This window comes from Pseudomonas entomophila (assembly GCF_029478665.1).
GTDB lineage: Bacteria > Pseudomonadota > Gammaproteobacteria > Pseudomonadales > Pseudomonadaceae > Aquipseudomonas > Aquipseudomonas entomophila_F.
Window position 1 is genome coordinate 38,552 of the sequence record NZ_JARPQB010000001.1, and the last position, 23,204, is coordinate 61,755.

Here is a 23,204-nt window from a genome sequence, read left to right on the forward strand (position 1 = left end):
GATGATCGCACGGTACTGTCTGGCCGGGGTGCTCACCCTGGGCCTGTCCCTGGCCTGGGCCGAGGAGCCGGAAGTGTTCGCCGACGATGGCACGCCGCTGTATGAGGTGAACTTCGTCGACACCGAGCTGGGCGAGTTCATCGACAGCGTGTCGCGCATCACCGGCACCACCTTCATCGTCGACCCGCGAGTGCAGGGCAAGGTCACCGTGCGCACGGTCGATCGCCATGACGCCGACGCCATCTACGATATCTTCCTCGCTCAACTGCGTGCCCAGGGCTTCGCCACGGTGGACCTGCCCAACGGCAGCGTGAAGATCGTCCCCGACCAGGCCGCGCGCCTGGAGCCGGTGCCGGTGGAGCGGCCCGGCAAGAAGTCCGAAGGCAGCGATGGCGTGGCCACCCGCGTTTTCAACGTGCGCAATGCCGCCAGCGAGCAGATGCTCAACATCCTCAAGCCGCTGATCGACCCGCGGGTCGGGGTGATCACGCCTTACCCGGCCGCCAACCTGCTGGTGGTCACCGACTGGCGCAGCAACCTCGAACGCATCGACAGCCTGCTGCGCCAGCTCGACCAGGTCAGCGACGAACCGCTGCAGGTGATGCCGCTCAAGCACGCCAGCGCCGCCGACACGGCGGGGCTGGTGACCCGCTTGCTGGGCCGCGAGCAAGGCGCCGACAGCGCCCAGGTGGTCGCCGACCCGCGCAGCAACGCCCTGCTGGTGCGCGGCAGTGCCGACAGCCGCGAGCGGGTGCGCGCCTTGCTTGCCCAACTGGACCGGCCAAGCGAGAACCGGCACAGCAGCAACACCCAGGTGATGTATCTGCGCCATGCCAATGCCGCCGAGGTGGTCAAGGTGTTGCGCGGGTTGGGCCAGAGCGGCGCGGTGCCGAGCGATGGCGGCGAGGGAGAGGGCAAGGACAAGCCGTTGCAGGCGGCCAGCGATTCCGGCATCCGCCTCGAATATGAAGAGGGCACCAACGCCGTGGTCATGGTCGGCCCCGACAGCGAGCTGGCCGCCTACCGCAGTATCGTCGAGCAGCTGGATATCCGCCGGGCGCAGGTGGTGGTCGAAGCGATCATCGCCGAAGTGTCCGACAGCAGCGCCCAGGAGCTGGGCGTGCAATGGCTGTTCGCCGACGAGAAGTTCGGCGCGGGCATCGTCAACTTCGGCAGCAACGGGGTGAACATCGCCAATATCGCCGGCGCGGCCAGCAGCGGCGACAACGAAAAGCTCGGCAAGCTGCTGTCGGCGACCACGGGCGCCACCGTCGGCTTCGGCCATTTCGGCGGTGGTTTCAACTTCGCCATGCTGGTCAACGCGCTCAAGGGCAAGAGCGGCTTCAACCTGCTGTCCACCCCGACCCTGCTGACCCTCGACAACGCCGAGGCGTCGATCCTGGTGGGCCAGGAGGTGCCGTTCGTCACAGGCTCCGTCACCCAGAACAACGCCAACCCCTACCAGACCATCGAGCGCAAGGAAGTGGGGGTGAAGCTGCGCATCAAGCCGCAGGTCAATGTCGACAACAGCGTGCGCCTGGACATCGTCCAGGAGGTATCGTCGATCGCCGATTCCCGCGCGGCCAGCGATGTGATCACCAACAAGCGCGAGATCAAGACCAAGGTCATGGTCGAGGATAACGGCCTGGTGATTCTCGGCGGCCTGATCAGCGACGAGCTGAGCACCAGCAACCAGCGTGTGCCGTTGCTCGGTGACATCCCCGGCCTGGGCCGGCTGTTCCGCTCTGACGCCAGCAAGAACACCAAGCAGAACCTGATGGTGTTCATCCGCCCGCGCATCCTGCGCGACGGCGAGAGCCTGGCCGGGCTCAGCCAGCAGAAATACCAGAGCCTGCGCCAGGACACCCCGCTCAAACTGCCGGCGCTGGCCGAAGGCATGCCGCTGTTGCAGGCGTTCCCGGCCAGCCGGGCGCGGCTCGAAGGCGGTGACTGGTGATGCTGCCTTATCGTCTGGCGCGCCAGAGCGGCCTGGCCATGTCCCCCTGCGAGGGCGGATGGCAGTTGTGGCTTCGCGGTGACGCCGACAGTGACCAGCTTCAGGAGCTGTTGCGCGTTCATGGCCAGCCACATGCTTTGGAACACCTCGACCATGCCCAGTTCGACGAGCGCCTCGGCCAGCTCTACCAGGCCGGCGAGGCGGCGACCGAAGCCTTGATCGAGGGCATTGGCGAACAGGTCGACCTCGACAGCCTGATGAGCGAGATGCCGCGCATCGAGGACCTGCTGGAAAGCGACGACGAAGCGCCGGTGATCCGCCTGATCAACGGCCTGTTCGGCCAGGCCCTGCGCCTGCGTGCCTCGGATATCCATATCGAGACCTTCGAGCAGAGCCTGGTGGTACGCCTGCGGGTCGACGGTCACCTGCGCGAAGTGCTGCGCCCGCCGCGGGCACTGTCGGCGATGCTGGTGTCGCGGATCAAGGTGATGGCCCGTTTGGACATCGCCGAGAAGCGCCAGCCCCAGGACGGCCGTATCACCCTGCGCGCCGCCGGGCGCGAGGTGGACGTGCGCGTCTCGACCCTGCCCGGCATCCACGGTGAGCGGGTGGTGATGCGCGTGCTCGACAAGCAGGCCAGCCTGCTGGCGCTGGACAACCTGGGCATGCCCGCCACTGTGTTGCGCGGCCTGCGCGGCTGCCTGGCGCGGCCCAACGGCATCGTGCTGTCCACCGGCCCCACCGGCTCGGGCAAGACCACCACCCTGTACGCCAGCCTCAACAGTCTCAACGACGGCAGCCGTAACATCCTCACCGTCGAGGACCCGGTGGAATACGCCATCGCCGGTATCGGCCAGACCGCTATCAACCCACGGGCCGGCTTGACCTTCGCCAGCGGCCTGCGGGCCATCCTGCGTCAGGACCCGGACGTGATCATGCTGGGTGAGATCCGCGACCAGGAAACCGCGCAGATCGCCGTGCAGGCCAGCCTCACCGGGCACCTGGTGCTGTCGACGCTGCACACCAACAGCGCCGTGGGGGCGGTGACCCGCCTGCGCGACATGGGGGTCGAGCCGTTCCTGATCGCCTCGTGCCTGCGCGGGGTGCTGGCCCAGCGCCTGGTGCGGCGGCTGTGCGCCTGCGCGATGGCGCGGCCGCTGCACAGCGCGGAGCGCGAGATGTGGCCGCAACTGGTCGAAACCTATCATCCGGTGGGCTGCGAGCATTGCCAGGGCAGCGGCTATGTCGGGCGCCTGGGGTTGTACGAATTCATTGAACTGGACGACGGGCTGGTGGCGTTGCTCTACGACGGCCAGAGCGAACTGGCCATGCAGGCGTACCTGGAGGGTCGCCGGCAGAGCCTGGTGGCGATGGCCGCCGACTGCCTGGCGCAGGGCCAGACCAGCCTCGCCGAAGTGTTGCGTGTGGTGCAGGGCTGACCGATGCCGACGTATCGCTACCAGGCCGTGGACCTCGCCGGCAAGGCGCACAAGGCCAGCGTGCAAGCCGACAGCGAGCGCCATGCGCGCCAGTTGTTGCGTGAGCAGGGGCTGTTTGCCCGGCACTTGCAGCGCCATGAGGCCGGCCAGGCCCAGCCACGTCGCCAGCGTTTGAGCCGTGCCCAGCTGTGCGAGCTGACCCGCCAGCTGGCGACGCTGGTCGGTGCCGGCATCCCGTTGGTTGATGCCTTGGCCACCCTTGAACGGCAACTGCGCCAGCCGGCCCTGCACGCCGTGCTGGTGGCGTTGCGCGGCGCCCTCGCTGAAGGACTGGGGCTGGCCCGTAGCCTGGCGCGCCAGGGGGTGCCCTTCACTGGCTTGTACTGCGCGCTGGTCGAGGCCGGCGAGCGCTCGGGGCGTTTGGGGCAGGTGCTGGCGCGCCTGGCCGATCACCTGGAACAAGTGCAACGCCAGCGCCACAAGGCGCGCACCGCGCTGATCTACCCGGCGGTGCTGATGGGCGTGTCGCTGGCGGTGGTGGTCGGCCTGATGACCTTCGTGGTGCCCAAGCTCACCGAACAATTCGCCCATTCCGGGCAGAGCCTGCCCTTCATCACGTCGTTGCTGATCGGCCTCAGCCAGGGGCTGGTTCAAGTGGGGCCCTACCTGTTGGTGCTGGCGCTCATGCTGACGCTGTTCGCAGGCGTGCTGCTGCGCAAGCCCCACTGGTGCCTGCGCCGCGACGACCTGCTGCTGCGCCTGCCACGCATCGGCCAGGTCCTGCAGGTGCTGGAGAGCGCGCGGCTGGCGCGCAGCCTGGCGATCCTCTGCGGCAGCGGCGTGGCCCTGCTCGAAGCCTTGCAGGTGGCCACCGAGACGGTCGGCAACCGGCGTATCCGCGCGGCGATGGAGCAGGTGCGCCTGCAGGTGCAGGGCGGCACCAGCCTGCACCGGGCGCTGGACGGCGCCGGCCAGTTTCCGCCGTTGCTGGTGAACATGGTCGGCAGCGGCGAAGCCAGCGGCACCCTGGCCGACATGCTCGAACGGGTGGCCGATGACCAGGAGCGCGGCTTCGCCCGCCAGGTGGACACCGCGATGGCGCTGTTCGAGCCGCTGATGATCCTGGTGATGGGCGGCGTGGTGCTGTTCATCGTGCTGGCGGTGCTGCTGCCGATCATGCAGCTCAATCAAGGATTGCAACTGTGACAAGGAGAACTTCGATGCAGCAACGACACAAGCGCCAGGGTGGTTTCACCCTGATGGAGATCATGGTGGTGATCTTCATCATCGGCCTGCTGATCGCCGTGGTCGCGCCCAGTGTGCTGGGCAACCAGGACAAGGCGATGAAGCAGAAGGTGATGGCCGACCTGGCCACCCTGGAGCAGGCGCTGGACATGTACCGCCTGGACAACCTGCGCTTCCCCAGCAACGAGCAGGGCCTGGCCGCGCTGGCGAAGAAGCCCACCCAGGAGCCGCTGCCGCGCAGTTGGCGCAGCGATGGCTATATCCGCCGCCTGCCGGAAGATCCGTGGGGCACGCCGTACCAGTACCGCATGCCGGGTGAACATGGCCGGGTCGATGTGTATTCGCTCGGCGCCGATGGCGTGCCGGGTGGCGAAGGGCTGGATGCCGACCTGGGCAACTGGGCGCTGTGACATGCGTCGGCAGGGTGGTTTCAGTCTGCTCGAGTTGCTGGTGGTGCTGGCCATCGCCGGGTTGATGACCAGCCTGGCCGTGGCTTGGCTCGACAGTGCCAATGCCGGCGTCGATCAGGCGCTGGAGCGTTTGGCGACTGCGACCGAGGCCCAGGGCGAACTGGCGCGTCATGCCGGGCAGTTGCGTGGCCTGCGCTGGAACGGCCAGCGCCCGCAGTTCGTGCGCCAGGAGCGTGGACGCTGGGTGGTCGAGCCGGTCGCCCTGGGCGAGTGGCCCAAGGGCCTGCGCCCAGACTGGCCGAGCAGCCCGGCGCCGGTGCTGGTGTTCACCCCCGACGGTTGGGCCCGGCCTGGCAGTGTGCGTTGGCATTGGGCCGATGGCAGCCAGGGCTGGCACTGGGGCCGTGATGGCCGCTTGCAGGTGAGCCGTGTCCAATGACGCGCAGGCAAGAGGGTTTCACGCTGCTTGAAGTGAGCGTCGCGCTGGCGATCGCCGCTGTGTTGGCGGTGATCACCAGCCAGGTCTTGCGTCAGCGCCTGGCAGTACAGGACACCGTGCAACAGCACCGACTCGGCGTGCTCTGCGCCCGTGAGTTGCAGGCGCGGTTCGTGGTCGAGCAGTACTGGCCAGCGACCAATGAAGACGCTGGCGAGCTGACCCAGGGCGGGCAGGTTTGCCATTGGCACTTGCAGTTGCGGCGCACGGGTGTGCGTGACCTGCGCCGCGGCGAACTGCGGTTGTATACCGACCGCGATCAGCGCCTGCCACTTGGGCAGTACACCGTGTTCCTGGAGCGCCCATGAAGCGAAGGCAGGCGGGCATGACCCTGGTCGAACTGATGGTTGCCCTGGCCTTGACCGCATTGCTGGGCTTGCTGCTGGCGGCGTTGGTCAATGGCTGGCTGAGGGTGCGTGAGCGGCTTGATCAGCCACAACGGGAAACCCAGGTGGTGGACTTCTGCCTGGCGCTTGAGCGGCGCTTCGACAGCCCTGTGCTGCGCCGTGTGTATGAACAACGCCTGCCCTTGCCGGTGCGCTGGCTCGATTGGCAGCCCGACCGCCAGCAACTGCTCTGGGTGGCCGCCGCGGCGTGGCCGCAGGCCGAAGGTGGTTCGCGCCTGCAGCGTCAGCGCCTGCGTTTCGAACCGCGTGAACAGCAGTTGCTGGTAGAAACCTCCGCCGACCTCTATGCCGCCGCAGCCCCGCACTGGGTGTTGCGCGAACGGCTGGAGCGGGTCGGCGCGATGAGCCTGCTTTACCACCAGTCTGGCCAATGGCTGGCCTGGCCTTCCGATCAACCGACGCATCCCGGATGGGGTGTGCGCCTGGAGTTCGTGCGTGATGGAGCACCTTATACCTGTACCTTCGTGCTGCCTTGGGGGCGCTCGTGAAACGTGAGTGGCGGCGCCGTACGCCGCTGCGGCCATGGCTGTTGCTGCGTCCAGGTCCGGTGTGGGACTGGGTGCTGGTGGAGCAGGGCGTGGCCACGCGTCAGGGGCACGGCATGCCGCCTGCGGGCCTGTCGGCGCGGGTCGCCTTGATTGTTCCGGGTGAACATTGCAGTCACTTCCAGCTGGCCGCGCCGCCTGGGCTCAAGCGCGAAGAGTGGCCGCTGTTGCTGGAGGATCGGCTGTTGCAGGGGGCGGATGAAGTGGATTGTGCCTGCATCGGCCGGCCCACGGGGCAACTGCGGCTTCTGGTGGTGGCCCGGCAGCGGTTGGTTGAATGGCGTGCGCAGTGCGTCGAATGGGCGTTGCCTGTCGAGCGTTGTTGGGGGGAGTTGCAGTTGCTGCCTGAACCTGAAGCGGGGGAGTGCTGGCAATGGCGGCGAGGCGAAAGGCTGTTGCAGCTTGGCAAGGGGGCCGAAGGACGTGTCCATTGGCTGGCCTGGCCCGATTCACTCGGCCAGGTGCCCGCGATGGTTTGGCAGGCAGGTGCGCAGGCGTTCGTCGAAGGTGACTGGCCCAAGGCGCTGGCGCCATTGGAGGGCCTGCCTGGTTTGTCCGAGGCGCGAAGCCCACGCCCGTTCCCCCGGCTGGCGCCGGTACAGCGACGGTTCGCACTTGCCTGCATGGCATTGGCTGTCACCTGGGGTGGCCTCTGGCTGGCCCAGCAGTGGCGCCAGACACAGGCCTATCGTGAGCAGGTGCTGGCCGTGACCGGCCCGCAGGCCACGCCACGCCAGGCGGCCCAGGTGCTCAAGCGCTTGCGTGACAGCCACGGCGAAACGCAACTGCGCCTGCGCCAGTTGGAAGGGTTGCAGACGCAACTTCAGGCCTGGCTGGACGCGAACCCGGGCTGGCGATTGCAGGCCGTGCGTTTCGACGGTCGGCAATGGCGGTTGGCGCTGGAGGGGGATGGAGCGACTCCGCCTTGGCAGGAGATGGCGGCGGCCGCAGGGGTACAGGTGCGGATCGAGGAGGGAGCCCGGCACGTGATGTTCGATCTGGAGGAGGCCTCATGAACCGCGAGTGGTTGCAACGGCGGCGAATGCTGCTGGCCTGGCTGCTGATTGCGCTGCTGGTGCTTGTCCTGGTGCTGCGCGAAGGGCTCGGCTATTGGCGGGAGCAGGCGCAATGGCGAGCCTTGGCCGAGTCGGCGGCCGGGATGCGCAGCGGACCCGCGCTGACGCTTGAACGCCTGCGCCAGTCGGCCCAGGCCCGGCATATCGAACTTGCCGAGGTGCAGGTACAGGAGCAAGGCTGGCAAGCGCGGGGCAAGGTTGCTGATGCCCAGGCCCTGCAGGACTGGTTGCAGGCCCTTCGCCTGGAGGGCGCGCGCATGGCGCAGTGGGGAATTGAGCGCGAAGGCGATCGGTTGCGCTTCGATGTGCAGGTGCAACCTTGAGTCGGCGCGCGGGTGCCTGGCTGGGGCTGGTGTTCTGCCTGAGCTTGCTGGTCGAGCTGCCTGCGGTCTGGCTGGCGTCGTTGAGCGGGCTGCCGGCGGAGGGCGTGGTGGGCAGCCTGTGGCAAGGGCAAGCGATGCGCCTGGGGGCGGTTGGCCCCTTGCGCTGGGAACTGCGACCGTGGCATCGGGACGCGCAGGTATGGATGGGGTTCCTGGGGCAGGGGTGGAGGTTGCATGCCAGTGGCTGGCCTTGGCAGTGGCAGGCCGAGGTCGAAGCCCTGGGGGCCCAACCCAGTGTCGCCCAGGCCTATCGCTTTGCCGGACAGTGGCAAGGCGCGCTCCATCTGCAAGGAAGTGGCGGGCAATGCCGTGAGGCACAGGGACGGATCGAGGTGAATGACCTGGCGCTGGCCGAGCCGTGGTCGCTGGGGCTGGGCCGGGGTGGCATCGAGATGAACTGCGTGGATGGCTGGCGGGCATCAGGGCAGTTGAGCCTGGACGGACAGCATCGTCTGGTGGTGAGCGGCGATCTGCTGGCGCGGCGGGCTCAGGTGAGTGTCGAGGTGCAGCCCGACGCGGCGCTGACACCCGTGCTGCGCGGTGTGCAGTGGTTGGGTGCCGAAGCGCTGCACGGGCAGCGGGAGATCAGGTGGTAGGGACAGAGTCGCAGCTGATCTTGAGACGGGCGCAACACCTGTAGGAGCGGGTTTACCCGCGATTGCGTCGGTGGGATCACTACCGCATTCGCCGGCAAGGCCGGCTCCTACAGGATAGGCATGCCCCGATGGCTCAGGGCCGGATCTCGATCATGGTGCCGTCCTTGACCATGCTCCACACCTCGCGCATGTCGTCGTTGCGCATGGCGATGCAGCCTTCGGTCCAGTCGAGGGTGTGGAAGTACCACTCCGGGTATTCCTCGTTGATCGGCGTGCCGTGGATCATGATCATGCTGCCGGCCGCCACCCCATCACGCCGGGCCTTGGCGGCGTCGGTGATGTTCGGGTAGGAGATGTGCATGGCCAGGTTGTAGCGGTCGCTGACCTTGCGCCAGTCCAGCCAGTACAGGCCTTCGGGGGTCTTCTTGTCGCCTTCGCGCTCCTTGGCGCCCCTGGGCTGCTTGCCCAGGGAGATACGGTAGGTCTTGAGCGGCTCGCCGCGGCTGATCAGTTGCAAACGGCGCTCGGACTTGAGCACCAGCACCTTGTCGATCATGGGGTCCTGGGGGACGGTCGTGGCAGCTTGCAAGGCCGACGGCGGCTTGCGAATGATGGTTTCGGTGAAGGCAGCCTGCGACACCGAGGCGACACTGAGGCAGAAGAGGGCAAGCAACCAGCGCATGAAACCGTATCCCTGAGGCTAGGTGGTGGACGACGAGACGTTCATCGGCGGCAGGTATTCATGGCCTATGGGGTAGTGCTGCCCGATGCGGTCGCGATAGTAGCATTCTAGTGTGCGTGTGACGGTCCGGAAAGCCAGCTCGCTCCACGGGATCTCATGTTCCTCGAACAATCGCACCTCCAGGCTCTCGACGCCCACGGCGAAGTCCAGGTCGGCAAGCTCGGCGCGGAAGAACACGTGTACCTGGTTGATGTGCGGCAGGTCGAACAACTGGTAAAGGTGCGCCTCGCCCACCCGGGCGCAGGCCTCCTCGACGGTTTCACGACGGGCGGCCTGGTCGAGGGTCTCGCCGTTCTCCATGAAGCCGGCGGGCAGGGTCCAGTAGCCTCGGCGCGGTTCGATGGCGCGACGGCACAGCAGCACCTGGCTGCCCCAGGTGGGCAGCACCCCGGCGACGATGTTGGGGTTCTGGTAGTGGATGGTCTGGCAATGGTCGCAGACATACCGCGGGCGGCTGTCGCCTTCGGGGATTCGCTGGGTGACCGGTTGGCCGCACGCGCTGCAGAATTTCATGCTTTCATTCCTGTGTGGTCGGGCTATCTTGGCGCGCCCGACCCGCCCACCGCAAGCGGACCGCGGGCGGGGCTTGGGTGCCTCGCGGCTTTGGTGCATCATGCAGGGCAGGCCTTGGAATCGAGAGTGCGTAATGCTGGACGAGCTTCTTCGCCGAATGAGCAACCATACCCCCGCGTCACTGGAGACGGACCGCCGTTTCCCCGAAGCGGCGGTGCTGCTGCCCATCACCCGTGGCGAAGAGCCGGAGCTGGTGCTGACGCTCCGTGCCAAGGGGCTTTCCACCCACGGTGGCGAGGTCGCCTTCCCCGGAGGCCGACGCGACCCGGAGGACCCGGACCTGGTGTTCACCGCCCTGCGCGAAGCCGAGGAGGAAATCGGCCTGCCCCCCGGCCTCGTCGAGGTGCTCGGCCCGCTCAGCCCGCTGATCTCCCTGCATGGCCTGAAGGTGACACCGTTCGTCGGCCTGATCCCCGATTACGTCGAGTACCGCGCCAACGATGCGGAAATCGCCGCCGTGTTCAGCGTGCCGCTGGCATTCTTCCGCCAGGACCCGCGCGAGCACACCCACCGTATCGACTACCAGGGCCGCAGCTGGTACGTGCCCAGTTACCGTTACGGCGACTACAAGATCTGGGGGCTGTCGGCGATCATGATCGTCGAGTTGGTCAATGTGCTGTTCGATGCCGGCATCAGCCTGCACCAGCCACCGGAGCGTTTCATCCAGAACTGAATGGGGCCCACCCCGTCACCTGCGTCCAACCGTGAGGAGCGAGACATGAAATACCGCCTGGGCGACCTGCGGGTCGAGGCCCATCCCAGCAGCTGGGCCGCGCCCAACGCCACCCTGATCGGCAAGGTGCGCCTGCAAGCCCGTGCCAGTGTGTGGTTTGGCGCGGTGTTGCGTGGCGACAACGAGTTGATCGACATCGGCGAGGACAGCAACGTCCAGGATGGCACGGTGATGCATACCGACATGGGCTCGCCGCTGAACATCGGCAAGGGCGTGACCATTGGCCATAACGCCATGCTGCATGGGTGCACGGTGGGCGATTTCAGCCTGATCGGCATCAATGCGGTGATTCTCAACGGTGCGCGTATCGGCAAGCATTGCATCATCGGCGCCAACGCGTTGATCCCGGAAGGCAAGGAAATCCCCGACGGTTCGCTGGTGATGGGCTCACCGGGCAAGGTGGTGCGCGAGCTGACCGAGCAGCAGAAACGCATGCTCGAGGCCAGCGCCGCCCATTACGTGCACAACGCCCAGCGTTATGCCCGCGACCTGGTAGTTGACGATGAGTGATGAAAAGCCGGTCGCTTCGCCCTGCGTCAGCATCTGCGCGCTGGACGAGCAGGACATCTGCACGGGGTGCCAGCGCACGGTGGCCGAGATTACCCGCTGGGGGCGGATGGACAACACGGAACGCCGCGCGGTACTCAAACTGTGCCATGAGCGGGCGGTCGCCGCAGGCTTGATCATCGGCCTGTAGGAGCCAGCCTTGCTGGCGAAAGCAAGGCATAGCCTTGCCAGCGTCACATTCGCCAGCAAAGCTGGCTCCTGCAAGGGATCGCGGGCTTGTCCAGTGGCTGGCCCGACGCTACTCTGAGCGGCTTGCCCACCTGAATACCCAGACCATGTTCTATCTCATCGCCTACATCAGCAGCGTGGTGCTGATCAACTACGCCTTCTCCAGCGCGCCGCACCTGGACGTGATCTGGTCCGCCTGGGGTGGCCTGGTGTTCATCCTGCGCGACATGGTGCAGACCCGCTACGGCCACGGCGCGCTGCTGGCGATGCTGGTGGCGCTGGTGCTGTCCTACGCCACGTCGGAGCCGGCCATCGCCCTGGCCAGCGCCACCGCGTTCTTCGTCTCCGAACTGATCGACTGGCTGGTGTTCAGCGTCACCCGCCGCCCTCTGCGTGATCGCCTGTGGCTGAGCTCGGCCCTGAGTATTCCGGTGGACACCTTCATCTTCTTCGGCATGATCGGTGCGCTGACACCGGCGGTGATCGGCACGGCGCTGGCCTCGAAGTTCGCCGGGGTCACGGCGGTATGGCTGATCATGGCCTGGCGGGCACGGCGCGCGATCGCTGCATCCTGATGTAGAATACCGGTCCATTTTTCAGCGGGCGGCAGCCAGCGTGGCGCGGCCCCGGACGCCTTCGAGGACCTGAAATGACCCGTATCGGAACCCCATTGTCGCCGACCGCGACCCGTGTACTGCTGTGCGGCTGCGGCGAGCTGGGCAAGGAAGTGGTGATCGAGTTGCAGCGCCTGGGGGTCGAGGTGATCGCCGTTGACCGCTACGCCAATGCCCCGGCCATGCAGGTCGCGCACCGCAGCCACGTGATCAACATGCTCGATGGCGTGGCCCTGCGCGCAGTGATCGAGGCCGAGAAACCGCACTACATCGTCCCCGAGATCGAAGCCATCGCCACCGCCACCCTGGTGGAGCTGGAGAACGAGGGCTTCAACGTCGTCCCCACCGCCCGCGCCACCCAGCTGACCATGAACCGCGAAGGCATCCGCCGCCTGGCCGCCGAGGAGCTGGACCTGCCGACCTCGCCGTACCACTTCGCCGATACCTTCGAGGACTACAGCAAGGCGGTCGCCGACCTGGGCTACCCCTGCGTGGTCAAACCGGTGATGAGCTCATCAGGCAAGGGCCAGAGCCTGCTGCGCAGCGCCGACGACCTGCAGAAGGCCTGGGACTATGCCCAGGAAGGCGGCCGTGCGGGCAAGGGCCGAGTGATCATCGAGGGCTTCATCGACTTCGAGTACGAGATCACCCTGCTGACCGTGCGCCATGTCGGCGGCACCACCTTCCTCGAGCCTGTCGGTCACCGTCAGGAGAAGGGCGACTATCAAGAGTCCTGGCAGCCCCAGGCCATGAGCCCGAAAGCCTTGGCCGAGTCGCAGCGCGTGGCCCAGGCGGTCACCGATGCACTGGGCGGCCGTGGCCTGTTCGGCGTGGAGTTGTTCGTCAAGGGCGACCAGGTGTGGTTCAGCGAGGTCTCGCCGCGCCCGCACGACACGGGCCTGGTGACCCTGATTTCCCAGGACCTGTCGCAGTTCGCCCTGCATGCCCGGGCGATTCTCGGCCTGCCGATCCCGGTGGTGCGCCAGTTCGGTCCTTCGGCTTCAGCGGTGATCCTGCCTGAAGGGCAGTCGCAGCAGACCAGCTTCGCCAACCTCGGTGCGGCCTTGAGCGAGCCGGATACCGCCATTCGCCTGTTTGGCAAGCCAGAGATCAATGGCACCCGCCGCATGGGCGTGTGCCTGGCGCGCGACGAGTCGGTCGAGGCCGCGCGTGCCAAGGCCACCCGCGCCTCGCAGGCGGTCAAGGTCGAGTTCTGATCTGAGATTGCTGGGGGCGCTTTGCGCCCCTTTCGCGGCACAAGGCCGCTCCTACAGGAGGTATGCGATCCCTGTAGGAGCGGCCTTGTGCCGCGAAAGGGCTGCAAGGCAGCCCCAAGGGTTCAAAGCGCGGTATCGCGTGTCTCTTTCAGGCACAAAACGGCAATCAGGCTGATCACCGCCGCCACCGACACATACCCCCCCACCCAGCTCAATCCCCCCATGCTCACCAGCTTCTGGGCAAAGAACGGTGCCGCCGAGGCGCCGACGATGCCGCCCAGGTTGTACGCCGCCGAAGCACCGGTGTAGCGCACATGGGTCGGGAACAGCTCTGGCAGCAGCGCGCCCATCGGCGCGAAGGTCACCCCCATCAGGAACAGCTCCATGGCCAGGAACAGCGCCACGCCCGTGGTCGACCCCGAGGTCAGCAGCGGCTCCATGGTGAAGCCCGAGGCAATGGCCAGCACGCCCCCGACGATCAGCACCGGCTTGCGCCCGAAACGGTCGCTGAGCCAGGCCGACAGCGGCGTGGCCAGGGCCATGAACACCACGGCGAAGCACAGCAGCCCCAGGAACGTCTCCCGGCTGTAGCCCAGCGTGGTCACGCCATAGCTGAGCGAGAACACCGTGGAGATGTAGAACAGCGCGTAGCACACCACCATCGCCGCGGCCCCCAGCAGGGTGGGTAGCCAATAGCGGGCGAACAGGTCGACCACCGGCATTTTCACCCGTTCGTGGCGGGCGACCGCCTTGGCGAACACCGGGCTTTCTTCCAGCTTCAGGCGCACGTACAGGCCCACCAGCACCAGGGCGGCGCTGAGCAGGAACGGAATGCGCCAGCCCCACTCGCGGAACTGTTCGTCGCTGAGCGCCAGGGCCAGGGTGAGGAACAGGCCGTTGGCCGCCAGGAAGCCGATCGAAGGGCCGAGCTGCGGGAACATGCCGAACCACGCACGCTTGCCCTCCGGGGCGTTCTCGGTGGCCAGCAGCGCCGCGCCACCCCATTCGCCGCCCAGCCCCAGGCCCTGGCCGAAGCGCAGCAGGCAGAGAAGGATCGGTGCCCACACGCCAATGCTGTCATAGCCCGGCAGCACGCCGATCAGCGTGGTGGACACGCCCATCAGCAACAGCGACGCGACCAGTGTCGACTTGCGCCCGATGCGGTCGCCGAAGTGGCCGAACAGCGCCGACCCCAGTGGGCGGGCGAGGAAGGCGATGCCGAAGGTGAGAAACGCCGCGAGCATCTGTGCGGTGCCAGAGCCGGACGGGAAGAACACCGGCCCGATCACCAGGGCGGCGGCGGTGGCGTAGACGTAGAAATCGTAGAACTCGATGGCGGTGCCGATGAAGCTGGCGGTGGCCACCCTGGCCGGGGAATTGACCGGAGTCGCCGCGGCAGGTTCGGCGTAGGTGTTGCTGGTAGTCATGCGAAGGTCCCTGACAGTCATGCTCCATGGGGCACGGCCCATGTGGCGGGCACACGGGAGCCGGAGCGTATTGTTGTTGGTCGCCCGACTGACGATAGCCCAGGGGATAGAGGCGGGGAGCGGGCGCTGTTCGGGGTGCTGAAGCAGGACCGCGGGGCGTGTCAGTGGTGCGGACTGGCCGTAGAGCGCCGGGTGCGGGTAGCAGGCGGGACGGCAGGGCTGGGTAAGCGTGACCGGAGTATAGCTATCGGGTCACGGTCCAGACCAGTACCTTGCTGGCGCAATTGTCCTCGGTTTCGAGGATTTCCAGGCGATAACGGCCGATCTTCAGGCACACCGCGCTTTCCGGGATGCTTTCCAGCGCTTCGGTGACCAGGCCGTTGAGGGTCTTCGGCCCGCCGTCGGAGGGCAGGTGCCAGCCCAGGGTGCGGTTGATTTCACGCAGCGACGCCGTGCCTTCGATGATGAAGGTGCCATCGGGTTGCGGGTGCACATGGGGGTTGTCGAGGCTGTGTTCGTCCTCGAACTCGCCGACGATCTCTTCAAGAATGTCTTCCAGGGTGACGATGCCCAGCACTTCGCCGTACTCGTCCACCACCACGCCCATGCGCCGTTGCTGCTTGTGGAAGTTCAGCAGTTGCATCTGCAGCGGAGTGCTTTCGGGGACGAAGTAGGGCTCGTAGCAGGCAGCCTGGAGCTTCTCGAAAGTGAGCTCGGCACGGGGCAGCAAGTGGCTGATCAACTTGGTGTTGAGCACCGCTTCGACCTGGTTGATGTCGTTGTGGTAGACCGGCAGGCGGGTATGTCGGCTGACGATCAGTTGCTCGATGATGTGCTCGATGGGGTCGTCGAGGTTGATGCCATCCACTTCGTTGCGTGGCACCAGGATGTCGTTGACGGTGACCTTGTCCAGCGCCTGCAAGCCTTCGAGCAGCCCATTGCGGGCCGGGTCTTCATCGAAGTCGTCGTGCTCCTGGGGGTGCAGCGCCACGGCGGTGGGCTGGATGCGAAACGGGCGCAGGATCAGCTTGGCGCCGCCATCGAGCAGGCAGCCCAAGGGTTGCAGGGTGGCCAGCGGCAGCTTGAGCAGGCTGGCCCCGAGGCTGAGAAAGGCGTGCGGATTGCGCCGGGCCAGGCGCCGCGGCAGGTATTCGGCCAACACCAGCAGCATGAGCGTGGCGCCCAGGCCGGCGAGCCAGAAGCCATGCTCACCATTGTGGCGCTGGCCGACCAGGCAGGCCAGGCCCAGCACCAGCAGTTTGCCGAGGCTGGCGCCGAGCACCAGGGCTTGGGCCGGTAGCGTGGGTTCAGCCTGGCCGTTGAGTTGCTGGCGGGCGGCGTCCACGGCAGTGAACAGCGCCGACCACAGCAGTGCCAGTGCGAGTGTGCCGAGCAGCGGGGCGTACGGCAGGGTGTCCATGGGCGGCCGTCAGATATGCAGGATGAATTCGCGGACCAGCTTGCTGCCGAAATAGGCCAGCATCAGCAGGCAGAAACCGGCGAGGGTCCAGCGGATCGCCTTGTGGCCACGCCAGCCCAGGCGGGTGCGGCCCCACAGCAGCACACTGAAGACGATCCAGGCCACGCACGCCAACAGTGTCTTGTGCACCAGGTGCTGGGCGAACAGGTTGTCGAGGAACAGCCAGCCAGAGATCAGCGACAGCGACAGCAGGCCCCAGCCGGCCCACAGGAAGCCGAACAGCAGGCTCTCCATGGTTTGCAGCGGCGGGAAGTTGCGGATCAGGCCGGATGGGTGCTTGTTCTTCAATTGGTGGTCCTGCAGCAACAGCAGCAGGGCCTGGAACACGGCGATGGTGAACAGGCCGTAAGCCAGGATCGACAGCAGGATGTGCGCCAGGATGCCTGGCTCCTCGTTGATCAGCGGTACCGTGCCGGGCGGGGCGAACTGGGCCAGCAGGGCGGTCACCGCGCCGAGCGGGAACAGCAGGACCAGCAGGTTTTCCACCGGAATGCTCAGGCAGGCGACCAGCGTCAGGGCGATCACCGCCACGGCGATCAGACTGGCGGCACTGAAGAAGTCGAGGCTCAGGCCCAGTGGCGTGATCAGCTGGAAGAACAGCGCGCCGCCCTGGGCAAGCACTGCCAATGTACCGAGCAGGCCGAGCAGCCGTTTGTCGGCACGGGCGCCACGGGCCAGGCCGGTGGCCTGGAAGACGGTCGCGGCCACATAAAGGAAGGCGGCGAGCAGATTGGGGATGAGGCTGGGTGAAGAGAGCATAAGTCCTGGCAGGCAAGCCCTAAAGGGACGGAGTTTGGCATAGAACGCAGTAGGCAAGGAAGACCGGAAAGCCTGCCCCTGTGCCTGGCGAGCGACTTGTACCGTATATGCCGGCCCATTCGCCGGCAAAGCCGGCTCCTGCAGGTGCGGCGCGCACGATCTCTTTACCTGCTGATGTCACCGAATATCTAGCCGACTGGCGTCAAGGTGTGCGCCGCCGTCGCTCTTCGCTATAATCGCCGCCTTGTTGTGCCCAGCGCATGTACCTGTTCACCTGGGCGCCTGAAAAACCTCGGCTTTACTGGGCCTGAAAGGATCACCATGTTCGAAAACCTGACCGACCGCCTGTCACAGACGCTGCGCCATGTCACCGGCAAGGCCAAGCTGACCGAAGACAACATCAAGGACACGCTGCGCGAAGTGCGCATGGCCCTGCTCGAGGCCGACGTCGCCCTGCCGGTGGTCAAGGATTTCGTCAACAGCATCAAGGAGCGCGCGGTCGGCACCGAAGTGTCGCGCAGCCTCACGCCGGGCCAGGCGTTCGTCAAGATCGTCCAGGCCGAGCTGGAAAGCCTGATGGGCGCGGCCAACGAAGAGCTGACGCTCAACGCCGCGCCACCCGCCGTGGTGCTGATGGCCGGCCTGCAGGGTGCCGGTAAGACCACCACCGCCGGCAAGCTGGCGCGCCACCTGAAAGAGCGCAAGAAGAAGAGCGTGATGGTGGTGTCGGCCGACGTCTACCGTCCGGCGGCGATCAAGCAGCTCGAAACCCTGGCCAACGACATCGGCGTGACCTTCTTCCCGTCCGACATCAGCCAGAAACCGGTGGCCATTGCCGAGGCGGCAATCCGCGAAGCCAAGCTCAAGTTCATCGACGTGGTCATCGTCGACACCGCCGGCCGCCTGCATGTCGACGCCGACATGATGGACGAGATCAAGGCCCTGCATGCCGCGGTCAAGCCGATCGAAACGCTGTTCGTGGTCGACGCCATGACCGGCCAGGATGCCGCCAACACCGCCAAGGCTTTCGGCGATGCCCTGCCGCTGACCGGCGTGGTGCTGACCAAGGTCGACGGTGACGCCCGTGGCGGTGCCGCCCTGTCGGTGCGCGCCATCACTGGCAAGCCGATCAAGTTCATCGGCATGGGCGAGAAGACCGAAGCCCTCGAGCCGTTCCACCCCGACCGTATCGCCTCGCGCATCCTCGGCATGGGCGACGTGCTCAGCCTGATCGAGCAGGCCGAGCAGAACATCGACAAGGCCAAGGCCGACAAGCTCGCCAAGAAGCTGAAGAAGGGCAAGGGCTTCGACCTCGAAGACTTCCGCGACCAACTGCAACAGATGAAGAACATGGGCGGTCTCGGTGGCCTGATGGACAAGCTGCCCAGCATCGGCGGCATGAACCTTTCGCAGATGGGCAACGCCCAGGGCGCGGCCGAGAAGCAGTTCAAGCAGATGGAGGCGATCATCAACTCCATGACCCCGGCCGAGCGTCGCGACCCCGACCTGATCAGCGGTTCGCGCAAGCGCCGTATCGCCCTCGGTTCCGGTACGCAGGTGCAGGACATCGGCCGCTTGATCAAGCAGCACAAGCAGATGCAGAAGATGATGAAGAAATTCTCCGCCAAGGGCGGCATGGCCAAGATGATGCGTGGACTTGGCGGGATGCTGCCAGGTGGCGGCATGCCAAAAATGTAATCGAATCCGGAGGGCTGCCCTGCTTTATATAAGAAGCGCGGCAGCCCTCCAGACCCCGCTTCGGCGGGATAACGGCCGCAACACAGCGGCTAAACCGGCAGAACTGAGCGGTCGGGCATGTGCTCGCCGAAAAAGGCATTTGCAAATGTCCGTGTATTCCCCGAGAATATGCGGCCTTTTGGGCACCCGTGTGCCCATTGGGCATTCAGTTTTGCAGCACCGACTATAGGAACGATGTTCACATGGTAACCATTCGTCTGGCCCGTGGCGGCTCGAAAAAGCGCCCATTCTACCACCTGACCGTGACCAACTCGCGTAACGCCCGTGACGGCCGTTTCGTTGAGCGCGTTGGCTTCTTCAACCCGATCGCATCGGGCGCCGAAGTCAAGCTGTCGGTCAACCAAGAGCGCGTCACCTACTGGCTGAGCCAGGGCGCACAGCCGTCTGAGCGCGTTGCTCAGCTGCTGAAGGAAGCTGCCAAGGCTGCAGCCTGAGCAGTATGAACGCGACGCCAGAAAAGGCTGACGACCTCATCGTCGTTGGCAAGATTTTTTCGGTTCACGGCGTTCGCGGCGAGGTGAAGGTGTATTCCTTTACCGATCCGATTGAAAACCTGTTGGATTATCCACGCTGGACGCTTCGGCACGAAGGCAAGGTAAAACAGGTCGAGCTGGTCAGCGGTCGTGGCTCCCAGAAGGGCCTGGTCGTGAAGCTCAAAGGCCTCGATGATCGTGATGAAGCCCGTCTTCTGAGTGGTCATGAAATCTGCATTTCGCGAAGCCTTTTGCCCAACCTGGCAACCGACGAGTACTACTGGTACCAGTTGGTAGGCCTGAAGGTCATCAATCAGGACGAACACCTGTTCGGCAAGATCGATCACCTGTTGGAGACCGGCGCGAACGATGTACTGGTGGTCAAGCCTTGCGCAGGCAGCCTGGATGATCGCGAGCGTCTGTTGCCCTATACCGGGCAATGCGTGCTGGCAGTCGACCTGGAAGCCGGTGTGATGCGCGTTGAATGGGACGCGGATTTCTAAACGATGGATACCCTTCGCGTAGAAGTCGTCACGTTGTTCCCCGAGATGTTCTCGGCCATCACGGAGTACGGCATTACCAGCCGCGCGGTGAAACAGGGGTTGCTGCAAGTGACCTGCTGGAACCCGCGGGACTACACCACAGATCGTCACCACACGGTGGACGATCGGCCGTTTGGCGGTGGTCCGGGCATGGTGATGAAGATCAAGCCTCTGGAAGACGCCCTGGCCAGTGCCAGGCAGGCGACCGGAGCATCGGCGAAGGTGATCTACCTCTCGCCACAAGGCCGCAAGCTGACCCAGCAGGCGGTCAAAGGCCTGGCCGAACAGGAGTCGTTGATCCTGATCGCCGGTCGTTATGAAGGCATCGACGAGCGCTTTATCGAGGCTCATGTCGATGAGGAGTGGTCGATTGGCGACTATGTGCTTTCCGGTGGCGAGCTGCCGGCCATGGTACTGATCGATGCGGTTACACGGCTGCTGCCCGGAGCTTTAGGGCATGTGGACTCGGCGGAGGAAGACTCTTTCACCGACGGTCTGCTGGATTGCCCGCACTACACCCGACCTGAGGTGTATGCGGATCAGCGTGTTCCCGACGTGTTGCTAAGTGGCAACCATGCACATATCCGGCGTTGGCGGATGAAGCAGTCCCTTGGTAGGACCTTCGAACGACGCGCCGATCTTCTGGAAAGTCGCTCGCTTTCTGGAGAAGAGAAGAAGCTGCTCGAGGAATACCTCCGCGAGCGGGACGATAGTTAACGTATCGATGGTGGATCAAGTTATCCATCTTAGGAGCACAGCATGACCAACAAGATCATCCAGCAGCTCGAAGCCGAGCAGATGAGCAAAGAGATCCCGACCTTTGCACCCGGCGACACCGTTGTCGTCCAGGTTAAAGTGAAGGAAGGCGACCGCTCGCGTCTGCAGGCGTTCGAAGGCGTCGTCATCGCCAAGCGTAACCGCGGTCTGAACAGCGCCTTCACCGTGCGCAAGATCTCCAGCGGCGTTGGCGTAGAGCGTACCTTCCAGACCTACAGCCCGCAGATCGACAGCCTGGCCGTGAAACGTCGTGGTGACGTGCGTAAAGCCAAGCTGTACTACCTGCGCGACCTGTCCGGCAAAGCCGCTCGCATCAAGGAAAAACTGTCCTGAGTACAGTTTGACCGGTGGCCCAGGCCATCTTGCGAGAAAAAAAGCAGCCTTCGGGCTGCTTTTTTGCGTTTTGCGGTCACACATCGGCCTCTTCGCCGGCTTGCCGGCGAAGGCCGCGACACCTTTCAAAAGCCCTAGCGATGTAAGCACTTCATGACTACGCCCCGAGACCAGGAAATCCAGCGCCGCACCGAACTGTCGGTAACCCGCGTGACCAAGGCGGTGTTCCCCAACACCACCAACCACCACAACACCCTGTTCGGCGGCACCGCCCTGGCGTGGATGGACGAAGTGTCGTTCATCGCCGCCACCCGTTTCTGCCGCCTGCCGCTGGTGACCGTGTCCACCGACCGCATCGACTTCAAGCACCCGATTCCGGCGGGTTCGATCGTCGAGCTGGTGGGCAGCGTGGTCAAGGTCGGCAACACCAGCCTGCAGGTGCAGGTGGATGTGTTCGTCGAGAACATGTACCTCGATGGCCGCGAGCGCGCCATTCATGGCGTATTCAGCTTCGTCGCCATCGACGAGGACAAACGCCCGGTGCCCGTGCTGCCAGCCTCCTGACGTTCCCGCTGTTGTAGGAGCCCGCCTTGCTGGCGAACGCAGGCGCCACCGTTCTATCGTGGTGCGAGCGTTCGCCAGCAAGGCTGGCTCCTACAGGTTGGATACGGGCTCGATCAACGCCACCAAGGTCCAGCCTGGTTGCGGCTGAAGCAGGCTTTCCGGGCTGGCCACATGCACCCAACCGTTGCTGTCGCGGGCGAACAGCAATGTCGCGCGCTCACCGTGCAGTTGCTGGTAGTCCGCCCAGGTAAATGCCTCGGTCAAGGTGGTGCTGTACAACTCGGCGCCCTGGTGCAGCAGCTTTGCCAGCTGTGCATAGGTCAACGGGCTCGACCCAAGCAGTTGCCCACGGTGCTCCTCGCTGGCCCGGTGCTTGTCGCTACGTTGTTTCTCAAGCCCGCTAGCCAGCACGAACAGCCGGCCATGGCCGAAATCATGGCGAAAGCGCGCGCAGGCCAACGCATTGAGCTCCCCTGCCGGCGACAACCCCAGCAGGTGGCCCAGGCCGACCAGGTCAAGGTGGGCGTCCGCATGCTGGGAGGCCGGGTTGCCGAAATAGGTGGGCAGGTTCTCCATGCGCGCGGCACGGATGTTCTCCCAGCTCGAGTCGGTCAGCAGCACCCGGCAACCGAGTTGTTGCAGGGCCTTGGCGATGGCCCGCGCGGGTGGGTTGGCACCCACGACGAGGAACCCGCTCGGTGCTGGCTCGGCCACCTTGAGCAGGCGCGCCAGTGGCCTGGCCGTGGCGCTCTGCAGCACCACGGTGCCGATGATCACGGCGAAGGTCAGCGGCACCAGCAGCAGCGCGTCCTCGTGGCCGGCCTCATCCAGGCGGATGGCGAAGATGGCCGATACCGCCGCAGCGACGATGCCCCGTGGGGCAATCCATGCCAGTAGCGCGCGCTCCCGCCAGTTCAATGGCGAGCCCAGGGTCGACAGCCACACGTTCAGCGGCCGCGCCAGCAACTGGATCACCAGCAGCAGCGCCAACACCGCCGGGCCCAGGCCCAGCAATGCATGCAAGTCGAGGCGCGCGGCCAGGAGAATGAACAGCCCGGAGATCAGCAGCACGCTGAGATTCTCCTTGAAGTGCAGGATCTGCCGCACATCCACGCCAGGCATGTTGGCCAGCCACATGCCCATCACCGTGACCGCCAGCAACCCCGATTCATGGACGATCTGGTTGGCAGCGATGAAGATGCCCAGCACCGCCGCCAGCGAAGCCAGGTTGTGCAGGTATTCCGGCAGCCACTGCTCACGCATGACCTGCCCAAGCAGCCATCCACCGGCAACGCCCAGGGCGCTGCCGCAGACAATCACCCCGGCGAAGGTCACCAGACTCTGGCTCACGCCGTCACCGGCGGCGCTGGCGATGATGAAGCTGTAGACCACCACCGCCAGCAGCGCGCCGATCGGGTCGATGACGATGCCTTCCCAGCGCAGGATATTGGCGATCGCCGCCTTGGGCCGCACCACGCGCAGCATGGGCACGATCACCGTGGGGCCGGTGACCAGGGTCAGGGTGCCGAACAGGATCGCCAGGGGCCAGTCGAAACCGAGCAGCCAGTGAGTGGCCAGGGCGATCACCAGCCAGGTGCTCAGCGCACCGACCGTGACCAGGCGGTGAACCACACTGCCGATCTCGCGCCATTGCGACAGGTGCAGGGTGAGACTGCCTTCGAACAGGATCAGCGCCACGGCCAGCGACACCAGCGGCATCAACAGTGGGCCGAACAACGCCTGGGGCTGCAGCCAACCCAGCACGGGCCCGGCGAGAATGCCGCACAGCAGCAGGAACAGAATCGCCGGCAGCTTGAGGCGCCAGGCCAGCCATTGGCAGAGCAGCGCGGCCGCGCCAATGCCGCCGACACTCAAAAGAATCTGTTGTTCGTTCATGCGGGCTCCCTCTGCATGCCTTGTTGT

Annotated in this window: 27 protein-coding genes; 21 read left to right on the plus strand and 6 right to left on the minus strand. The window is 65.5% G+C overall.

What is annotated here, in order from left to right; translation table 11 throughout:
• Position 1 precedes the first annotated feature (1 nt).
• From gspD to P5705_RS00220, 10 genes are read left to right on the plus strand one after another with little or no spacing between them, the layout of a single operon-like run.
• Complete coding sequence (gene gspD / locus P5705_RS00175; protein WP_277458858.1) at positions 2-1,957, plus strand: type II secretion system secretin GspD; 1,956 nt, start codon at positions 2-4, stop codon at positions 1,955-1,957.
• Complete coding sequence (locus P5705_RS00180) at positions 1,957-3,396, plus strand: GspE/PulE family protein (RefSeq protein WP_277458859.1); 1,440 nt, start codon at positions 1,957-1,959, stop codon at positions 3,394-3,396. The genes gspD and P5705_RS00180 overlap by 1 nt, the downstream gene beginning before the upstream one ends.
• A 3-nt stretch (positions 3,397-3,399) precedes the next feature.
• Entirely contained in the window at positions 3,400-4,602 is a 1,203-nt protein-coding gene (gspF, locus tag P5705_RS00185) for a type II secretion system inner membrane protein GspF (RefSeq protein WP_277458860.1), read from the plus strand.
• A gap of 14 nt (positions 4,603-4,616) precedes the next feature.
• Entirely contained in the window at positions 4,617-5,051 is a 435-nt protein-coding gene (gene gspG, locus P5705_RS00190) for a type II secretion system major pseudopilin GspG (protein WP_044488392.1), read from the plus strand.
• Between the two features lies 1 nt (position 5,052).
• Positions 5,053-5,490, plus strand: a complete 438-nt coding sequence (gene gspH, locus P5705_RS00195; RefSeq protein ID WP_277458861.1) for a type II secretion system minor pseudopilin GspH — start codon at positions 5,053-5,055, stop codon at positions 5,488-5,490.
• Entirely contained in the window at positions 5,487-5,855 is a 369-nt protein-coding gene (locus tag P5705_RS00200) for a type II secretion system protein GspI (protein WP_277458863.1), read from the plus strand. The genes gspH and P5705_RS00200 overlap by 4 nt, the downstream gene beginning before the upstream one ends.
• Positions 5,852-6,442 carry a prepilin-type N-terminal cleavage/methylation domain-containing protein gene (locus tag P5705_RS00205; RefSeq protein ID WP_277458866.1) on the plus strand — a complete coding sequence of 197 codons (591 nt, stop codon included), beginning with the start codon at positions 5,852-5,854 and terminating at the stop codon, positions 6,440-6,442. Before P5705_RS00200 ends, P5705_RS00205 begins: the two co-directional genes overlap by 4 nt.
• Positions 6,439-7,515 (plus strand): GspL/Epsl periplasmic domain-containing protein, encoded by a 1,077-nt coding sequence (locus P5705_RS00210; RefSeq protein ID WP_277458867.1) that lies wholly within the window; start codon positions 6,439-6,441, stop codon positions 7,513-7,515. The genes P5705_RS00205 and P5705_RS00210 overlap by 4 nt, the downstream gene beginning before the upstream one ends.
• Positions 7,512-7,898, plus strand: a complete 387-nt coding sequence (gspM, locus tag P5705_RS00215; protein WP_277458869.1) for a type II secretion system protein GspM — start codon at positions 7,512-7,514, stop codon at positions 7,896-7,898. Before P5705_RS00210 ends, gspM begins: the two co-directional genes overlap by 4 nt.
• Positions 7,895-8,554, plus strand: coding sequence for a general secretion pathway protein GspN (locus P5705_RS00220; RefSeq protein ID WP_277458870.1), 660 nt, complete (start codon positions 7,895-7,897; stop codon positions 8,552-8,554). Before gspM ends, P5705_RS00220 begins: the two co-directional genes overlap by 4 nt.
• Positions 8,555-8,687: 133 nt before the next feature.
• Here the strand turns inward: P5705_RS00220 and P5705_RS00225 are convergent, their stop codons facing one another.
• Together P5705_RS00225 and P5705_RS00230 are read right to left on the minus strand one after the other, a co-directional pair.
• Complete coding sequence (locus tag P5705_RS00225) at positions 8,688-9,236, minus strand: L,D-transpeptidase family protein (RefSeq protein ID WP_277458871.1); 549 nt, start codon at positions 9,234-9,236, stop codon at positions 8,688-8,690.
• 18 nt (positions 9,237-9,254) lie between these two features.
• Complete coding sequence (locus tag P5705_RS00230) at positions 9,255-9,809, minus strand: NUDIX hydrolase (RefSeq protein ID WP_277458873.1); 555 nt, start codon at positions 9,807-9,809, stop codon at positions 9,255-9,257.
• Between the two features lie 133 nt (positions 9,810-9,942).
• Between P5705_RS00230 and P5705_RS00235 the strand changes: the two genes are divergently transcribed.
• From P5705_RS00235 to purT, 5 genes are all read left to right on the plus strand, one after another.
• Positions 9,943-10,542: a CoA pyrophosphatase gene (locus P5705_RS00235; protein WP_011535327.1), complete on the plus strand. Its 600-nt coding sequence runs from the start codon at positions 9,943-9,945 to the stop codon at positions 10,540-10,542.
• Between the two features lie 45 nt (positions 10,543-10,587).
• Entirely contained in the window at positions 10,588-11,112 is a 525-nt protein-coding gene (locus P5705_RS00240; protein WP_277458874.1) for a gamma carbonic anhydrase family protein, read from the plus strand.
• Positions 11,105-11,299 carry a DUF1289 domain-containing protein gene (locus P5705_RS00245; RefSeq protein WP_277458875.1) on the plus strand — a complete coding sequence of 65 codons (195 nt, stop codon included), beginning with the start codon at positions 11,105-11,107 and terminating at the stop codon, positions 11,297-11,299. Before P5705_RS00240 ends, P5705_RS00245 begins: the two co-directional genes overlap by 8 nt.
• Positions 11,300-11,444: 145 nt before the next feature.
• The gene (locus tag P5705_RS00250; RefSeq protein WP_011535324.1) at positions 11,445-11,912 is read left to right on the plus strand and encodes a VUT family protein; all 468 of its coding nucleotides are present in this window, start codon (positions 11,445-11,447) and stop codon (positions 11,910-11,912) included.
• 74 nt (positions 11,913-11,986) lie between these two features.
• Positions 11,987-13,168, plus strand: a complete 1,182-nt coding sequence (gene purT, locus P5705_RS00255) for a formate-dependent phosphoribosylglycinamide formyltransferase (protein WP_232885139.1) — start codon at positions 11,987-11,989, stop codon at positions 13,166-13,168.
• Between the two features lie 122 nt (positions 13,169-13,290).
• Here the strand turns inward: purT and P5705_RS00260 are convergent, their stop codons facing one another.
• The 3 genes from P5705_RS00260 to P5705_RS00270 form a co-directional block, all read right to left on the minus strand.
• Positions 13,291-14,595: an MFS transporter gene (locus P5705_RS00260; RefSeq protein ID WP_277458877.1), complete on the minus strand. Its 1,305-nt coding sequence runs from the start codon at positions 14,593-14,595 to the stop codon at positions 13,291-13,293.
• A 244-nt stretch (positions 14,596-14,839) separates the two neighbouring features.
• Positions 14,840-16,015: a transporter associated domain-containing protein gene (locus P5705_RS00265; protein ID WP_277458881.1), complete on the minus strand. Its 1,176-nt coding sequence runs from the start codon at positions 16,013-16,015 to the stop codon at positions 14,840-14,842.
• Between the two features lie 9 nt (positions 16,016-16,024).
• Complete coding sequence (locus P5705_RS00270; protein ID WP_213658040.1) at positions 16,025-16,834, minus strand: cytochrome C assembly family protein; 810 nt, start codon at positions 16,832-16,834, stop codon at positions 16,025-16,027.
• A 321-nt stretch (positions 16,835-17,155) separates the two neighbouring features.
• Here P5705_RS00270 and ffh point away from each other — a divergent pair, with 321 nt between their 5' ends.
• The 6 genes from ffh (at position 17,156) to P5705_RS00300 (ending at position 21,281) form a co-directional block, all read left to right on the plus strand.
• Positions 17,156-18,532: a signal recognition particle protein gene (gene ffh, locus P5705_RS00275; protein ID WP_011535319.1), complete on the plus strand. Its 1,377-nt coding sequence runs from the start codon at positions 17,156-17,158 to the stop codon at positions 18,530-18,532.
• A 242-nt stretch (positions 18,533-18,774) separates the two neighbouring features.
• Positions 18,775-19,026 (plus strand): 30S ribosomal protein S16, encoded by a 252-nt coding sequence (gene rpsP / locus P5705_RS00280; protein ID WP_011535318.1) that lies wholly within the window; start codon positions 18,775-18,777, stop codon positions 19,024-19,026.
• A 5-nt stretch (positions 19,027-19,031) separates the two neighbouring features.
• On the plus strand, positions 19,032-19,568 hold the full coding sequence (rimM, locus tag P5705_RS00285) for a ribosome maturation factor RimM (RefSeq protein WP_011535317.1): 537 nt from the start codon (positions 19,032-19,034) through the stop codon (positions 19,566-19,568).
• Positions 19,569-19,571: 3 nt separating this feature from the next.
• On the plus strand, positions 19,572-20,324 hold the full coding sequence (gene trmD / locus P5705_RS00290; RefSeq protein ID WP_248917112.1) for a tRNA (guanosine(37)-N1)-methyltransferase TrmD: 753 nt from the start codon (positions 19,572-19,574) through the stop codon (positions 20,322-20,324).
• Between the two features lie 42 nt (positions 20,325-20,366).
• Complete coding sequence (gene rplS, locus P5705_RS00295) at positions 20,367-20,717, plus strand: 50S ribosomal protein L19 (RefSeq protein WP_011535315.1); 351 nt, start codon at positions 20,367-20,369, stop codon at positions 20,715-20,717.
• 153 nt (positions 20,718-20,870) lie between these two features.
• Complete coding sequence (locus P5705_RS00300; RefSeq protein ID WP_277458896.1) at positions 20,871-21,281, plus strand: acyl-CoA thioesterase; 411 nt, start codon at positions 20,871-20,873, stop codon at positions 21,279-21,281.
• Positions 21,282-21,371: 90 nt separating this feature from the next.
• Here the strand turns inward: P5705_RS00300 and P5705_RS00305 are convergent, their stop codons facing one another.
• On the minus strand, positions 21,372-23,177 hold the full coding sequence (locus tag P5705_RS00305; protein WP_277458897.1) for a cation:proton antiporter: 1,806 nt from the start codon (positions 23,175-23,177) through the stop codon (positions 21,372-21,374).
• Positions 23,178-23,204 lie beyond the last annotated feature (27 nt).

Coding starts and splice junctions, on each gene's coding strand:
- P5705_RS00270 (WP_213658040.1), bottom strand. CDS start 16,834: ATGCTCTCTTCACCCAGCCTCATCCCCAATCTGCTCGCCGCCTTCCTT.
- ffh (WP_011535319.1), top strand. CDS start 17,156: ATGTTCGAAAACCTGACCGACCGCCTGTCACAGACGCTGCGCCATGTC.
- gspG (WP_044488392.1), top strand. CDS start 4,617: ATGCAGCAACGACACAAGCGCCAGGGTGGTTTCACCCTGATGGAGATC.
- P5705_RS00245 (WP_277458875.1), top strand. CDS start 11,105: ATGAGTGATGAAAAGCCGGTCGCTTCGCCCTGCGTCAGCATCTGCGCG.
- P5705_RS00180 (WP_277458859.1), top strand. CDS start 1,957: ATGCTGCCTTATCGTCTGGCGCGCCAGAGCGGCCTGGCCATGTCCCCC.
- P5705_RS00305 (WP_277458897.1), bottom strand. CDS start 23,177: ATGAACGAACAACAGATTCTTTTGAGTGTCGGCGGCATTGGCGCGGCC.
- P5705_RS00250 (WP_011535324.1), top strand. CDS start 11,445: ATGTTCTATCTCATCGCCTACATCAGCAGCGTGGTGCTGATCAACTAC.
- purT (WP_232885139.1), top strand. CDS start 11,987: ATGACCCGTATCGGAACCCCATTGTCGCCGACCGCGACCCGTGTACTG.
- P5705_RS00240 (WP_277458874.1), top strand. CDS start 10,588: ATGAAATACCGCCTGGGCGACCTGCGGGTCGAGGCCCATCCCAGCAGC.
- P5705_RS00200 (WP_277458863.1), top strand. CDS start 5,487: ATGACGCGCAGGCAAGAGGGTTTCACGCTGCTTGAAGTGAGCGTCGCG.
- gspH (WP_277458861.1), top strand. CDS start 5,053: ATGCGTCGGCAGGGTGGTTTCAGTCTGCTCGAGTTGCTGGTGGTGCTG.
- gspM (WP_277458869.1), top strand. CDS start 7,512: ATGAACCGCGAGTGGTTGCAACGGCGGCGAATGCTGCTGGCCTGGCTG.
- gspD (WP_277458858.1), top strand. CDS start 2: ATGATCGCACGGTACTGTCTGGCCGGGGTGCTCACCCTGGGCCTGTCC.
- P5705_RS00265 (WP_277458881.1), bottom strand. CDS start 16,015: ATGGACACCCTGCCGTACGCCCCGCTGCTCGGCACACTCGCACTGGCA.
- P5705_RS00300 (WP_277458896.1), top strand. CDS start 20,871: ATGACTACGCCCCGAGACCAGGAAATCCAGCGCCGCACCGAACTGTCG.
- P5705_RS00205 (WP_277458866.1), top strand. CDS start 5,852: ATGAAGCGAAGGCAGGCGGGCATGACCCTGGTCGAACTGATGGTTGCC.
- P5705_RS00235 (WP_011535327.1), top strand. CDS start 9,943: ATGCTGGACGAGCTTCTTCGCCGAATGAGCAACCATACCCCCGCGTCA.
- rpsP (WP_011535318.1), top strand. CDS start 18,775: ATGGTAACCATTCGTCTGGCCCGTGGCGGCTCGAAAAAGCGCCCATTC.
- gspF (WP_277458860.1), top strand. CDS start 3,400: ATGCCGACGTATCGCTACCAGGCCGTGGACCTCGCCGGCAAGGCGCAC.
- rplS (WP_011535315.1), top strand. CDS start 20,367: ATGACCAACAAGATCATCCAGCAGCTCGAAGCCGAGCAGATGAGCAAA.
- rimM (WP_011535317.1), top strand. CDS start 19,032: ATGAACGCGACGCCAGAAAAGGCTGACGACCTCATCGTCGTTGGCAAG.
- P5705_RS00260 (WP_277458877.1), bottom strand. CDS start 14,595: ATGACTACCAGCAACACCTACGCCGAACCTGCCGCGGCGACTCCGGTC.
- trmD (WP_248917112.1), top strand. CDS start 19,572: ATGGATACCCTTCGCGTAGAAGTCGTCACGTTGTTCCCCGAGATGTTC.
- P5705_RS00230 (WP_277458873.1), bottom strand. CDS start 9,809: ATGAAATTCTGCAGCGCGTGCGGCCAACCGGTCACCCAGCGAATCCCC.
- P5705_RS00225 (WP_277458871.1), bottom strand. CDS start 9,236: ATGCGCTGGTTGCTTGCCCTCTTCTGCCTCAGTGTCGCCTCGGTGTCG.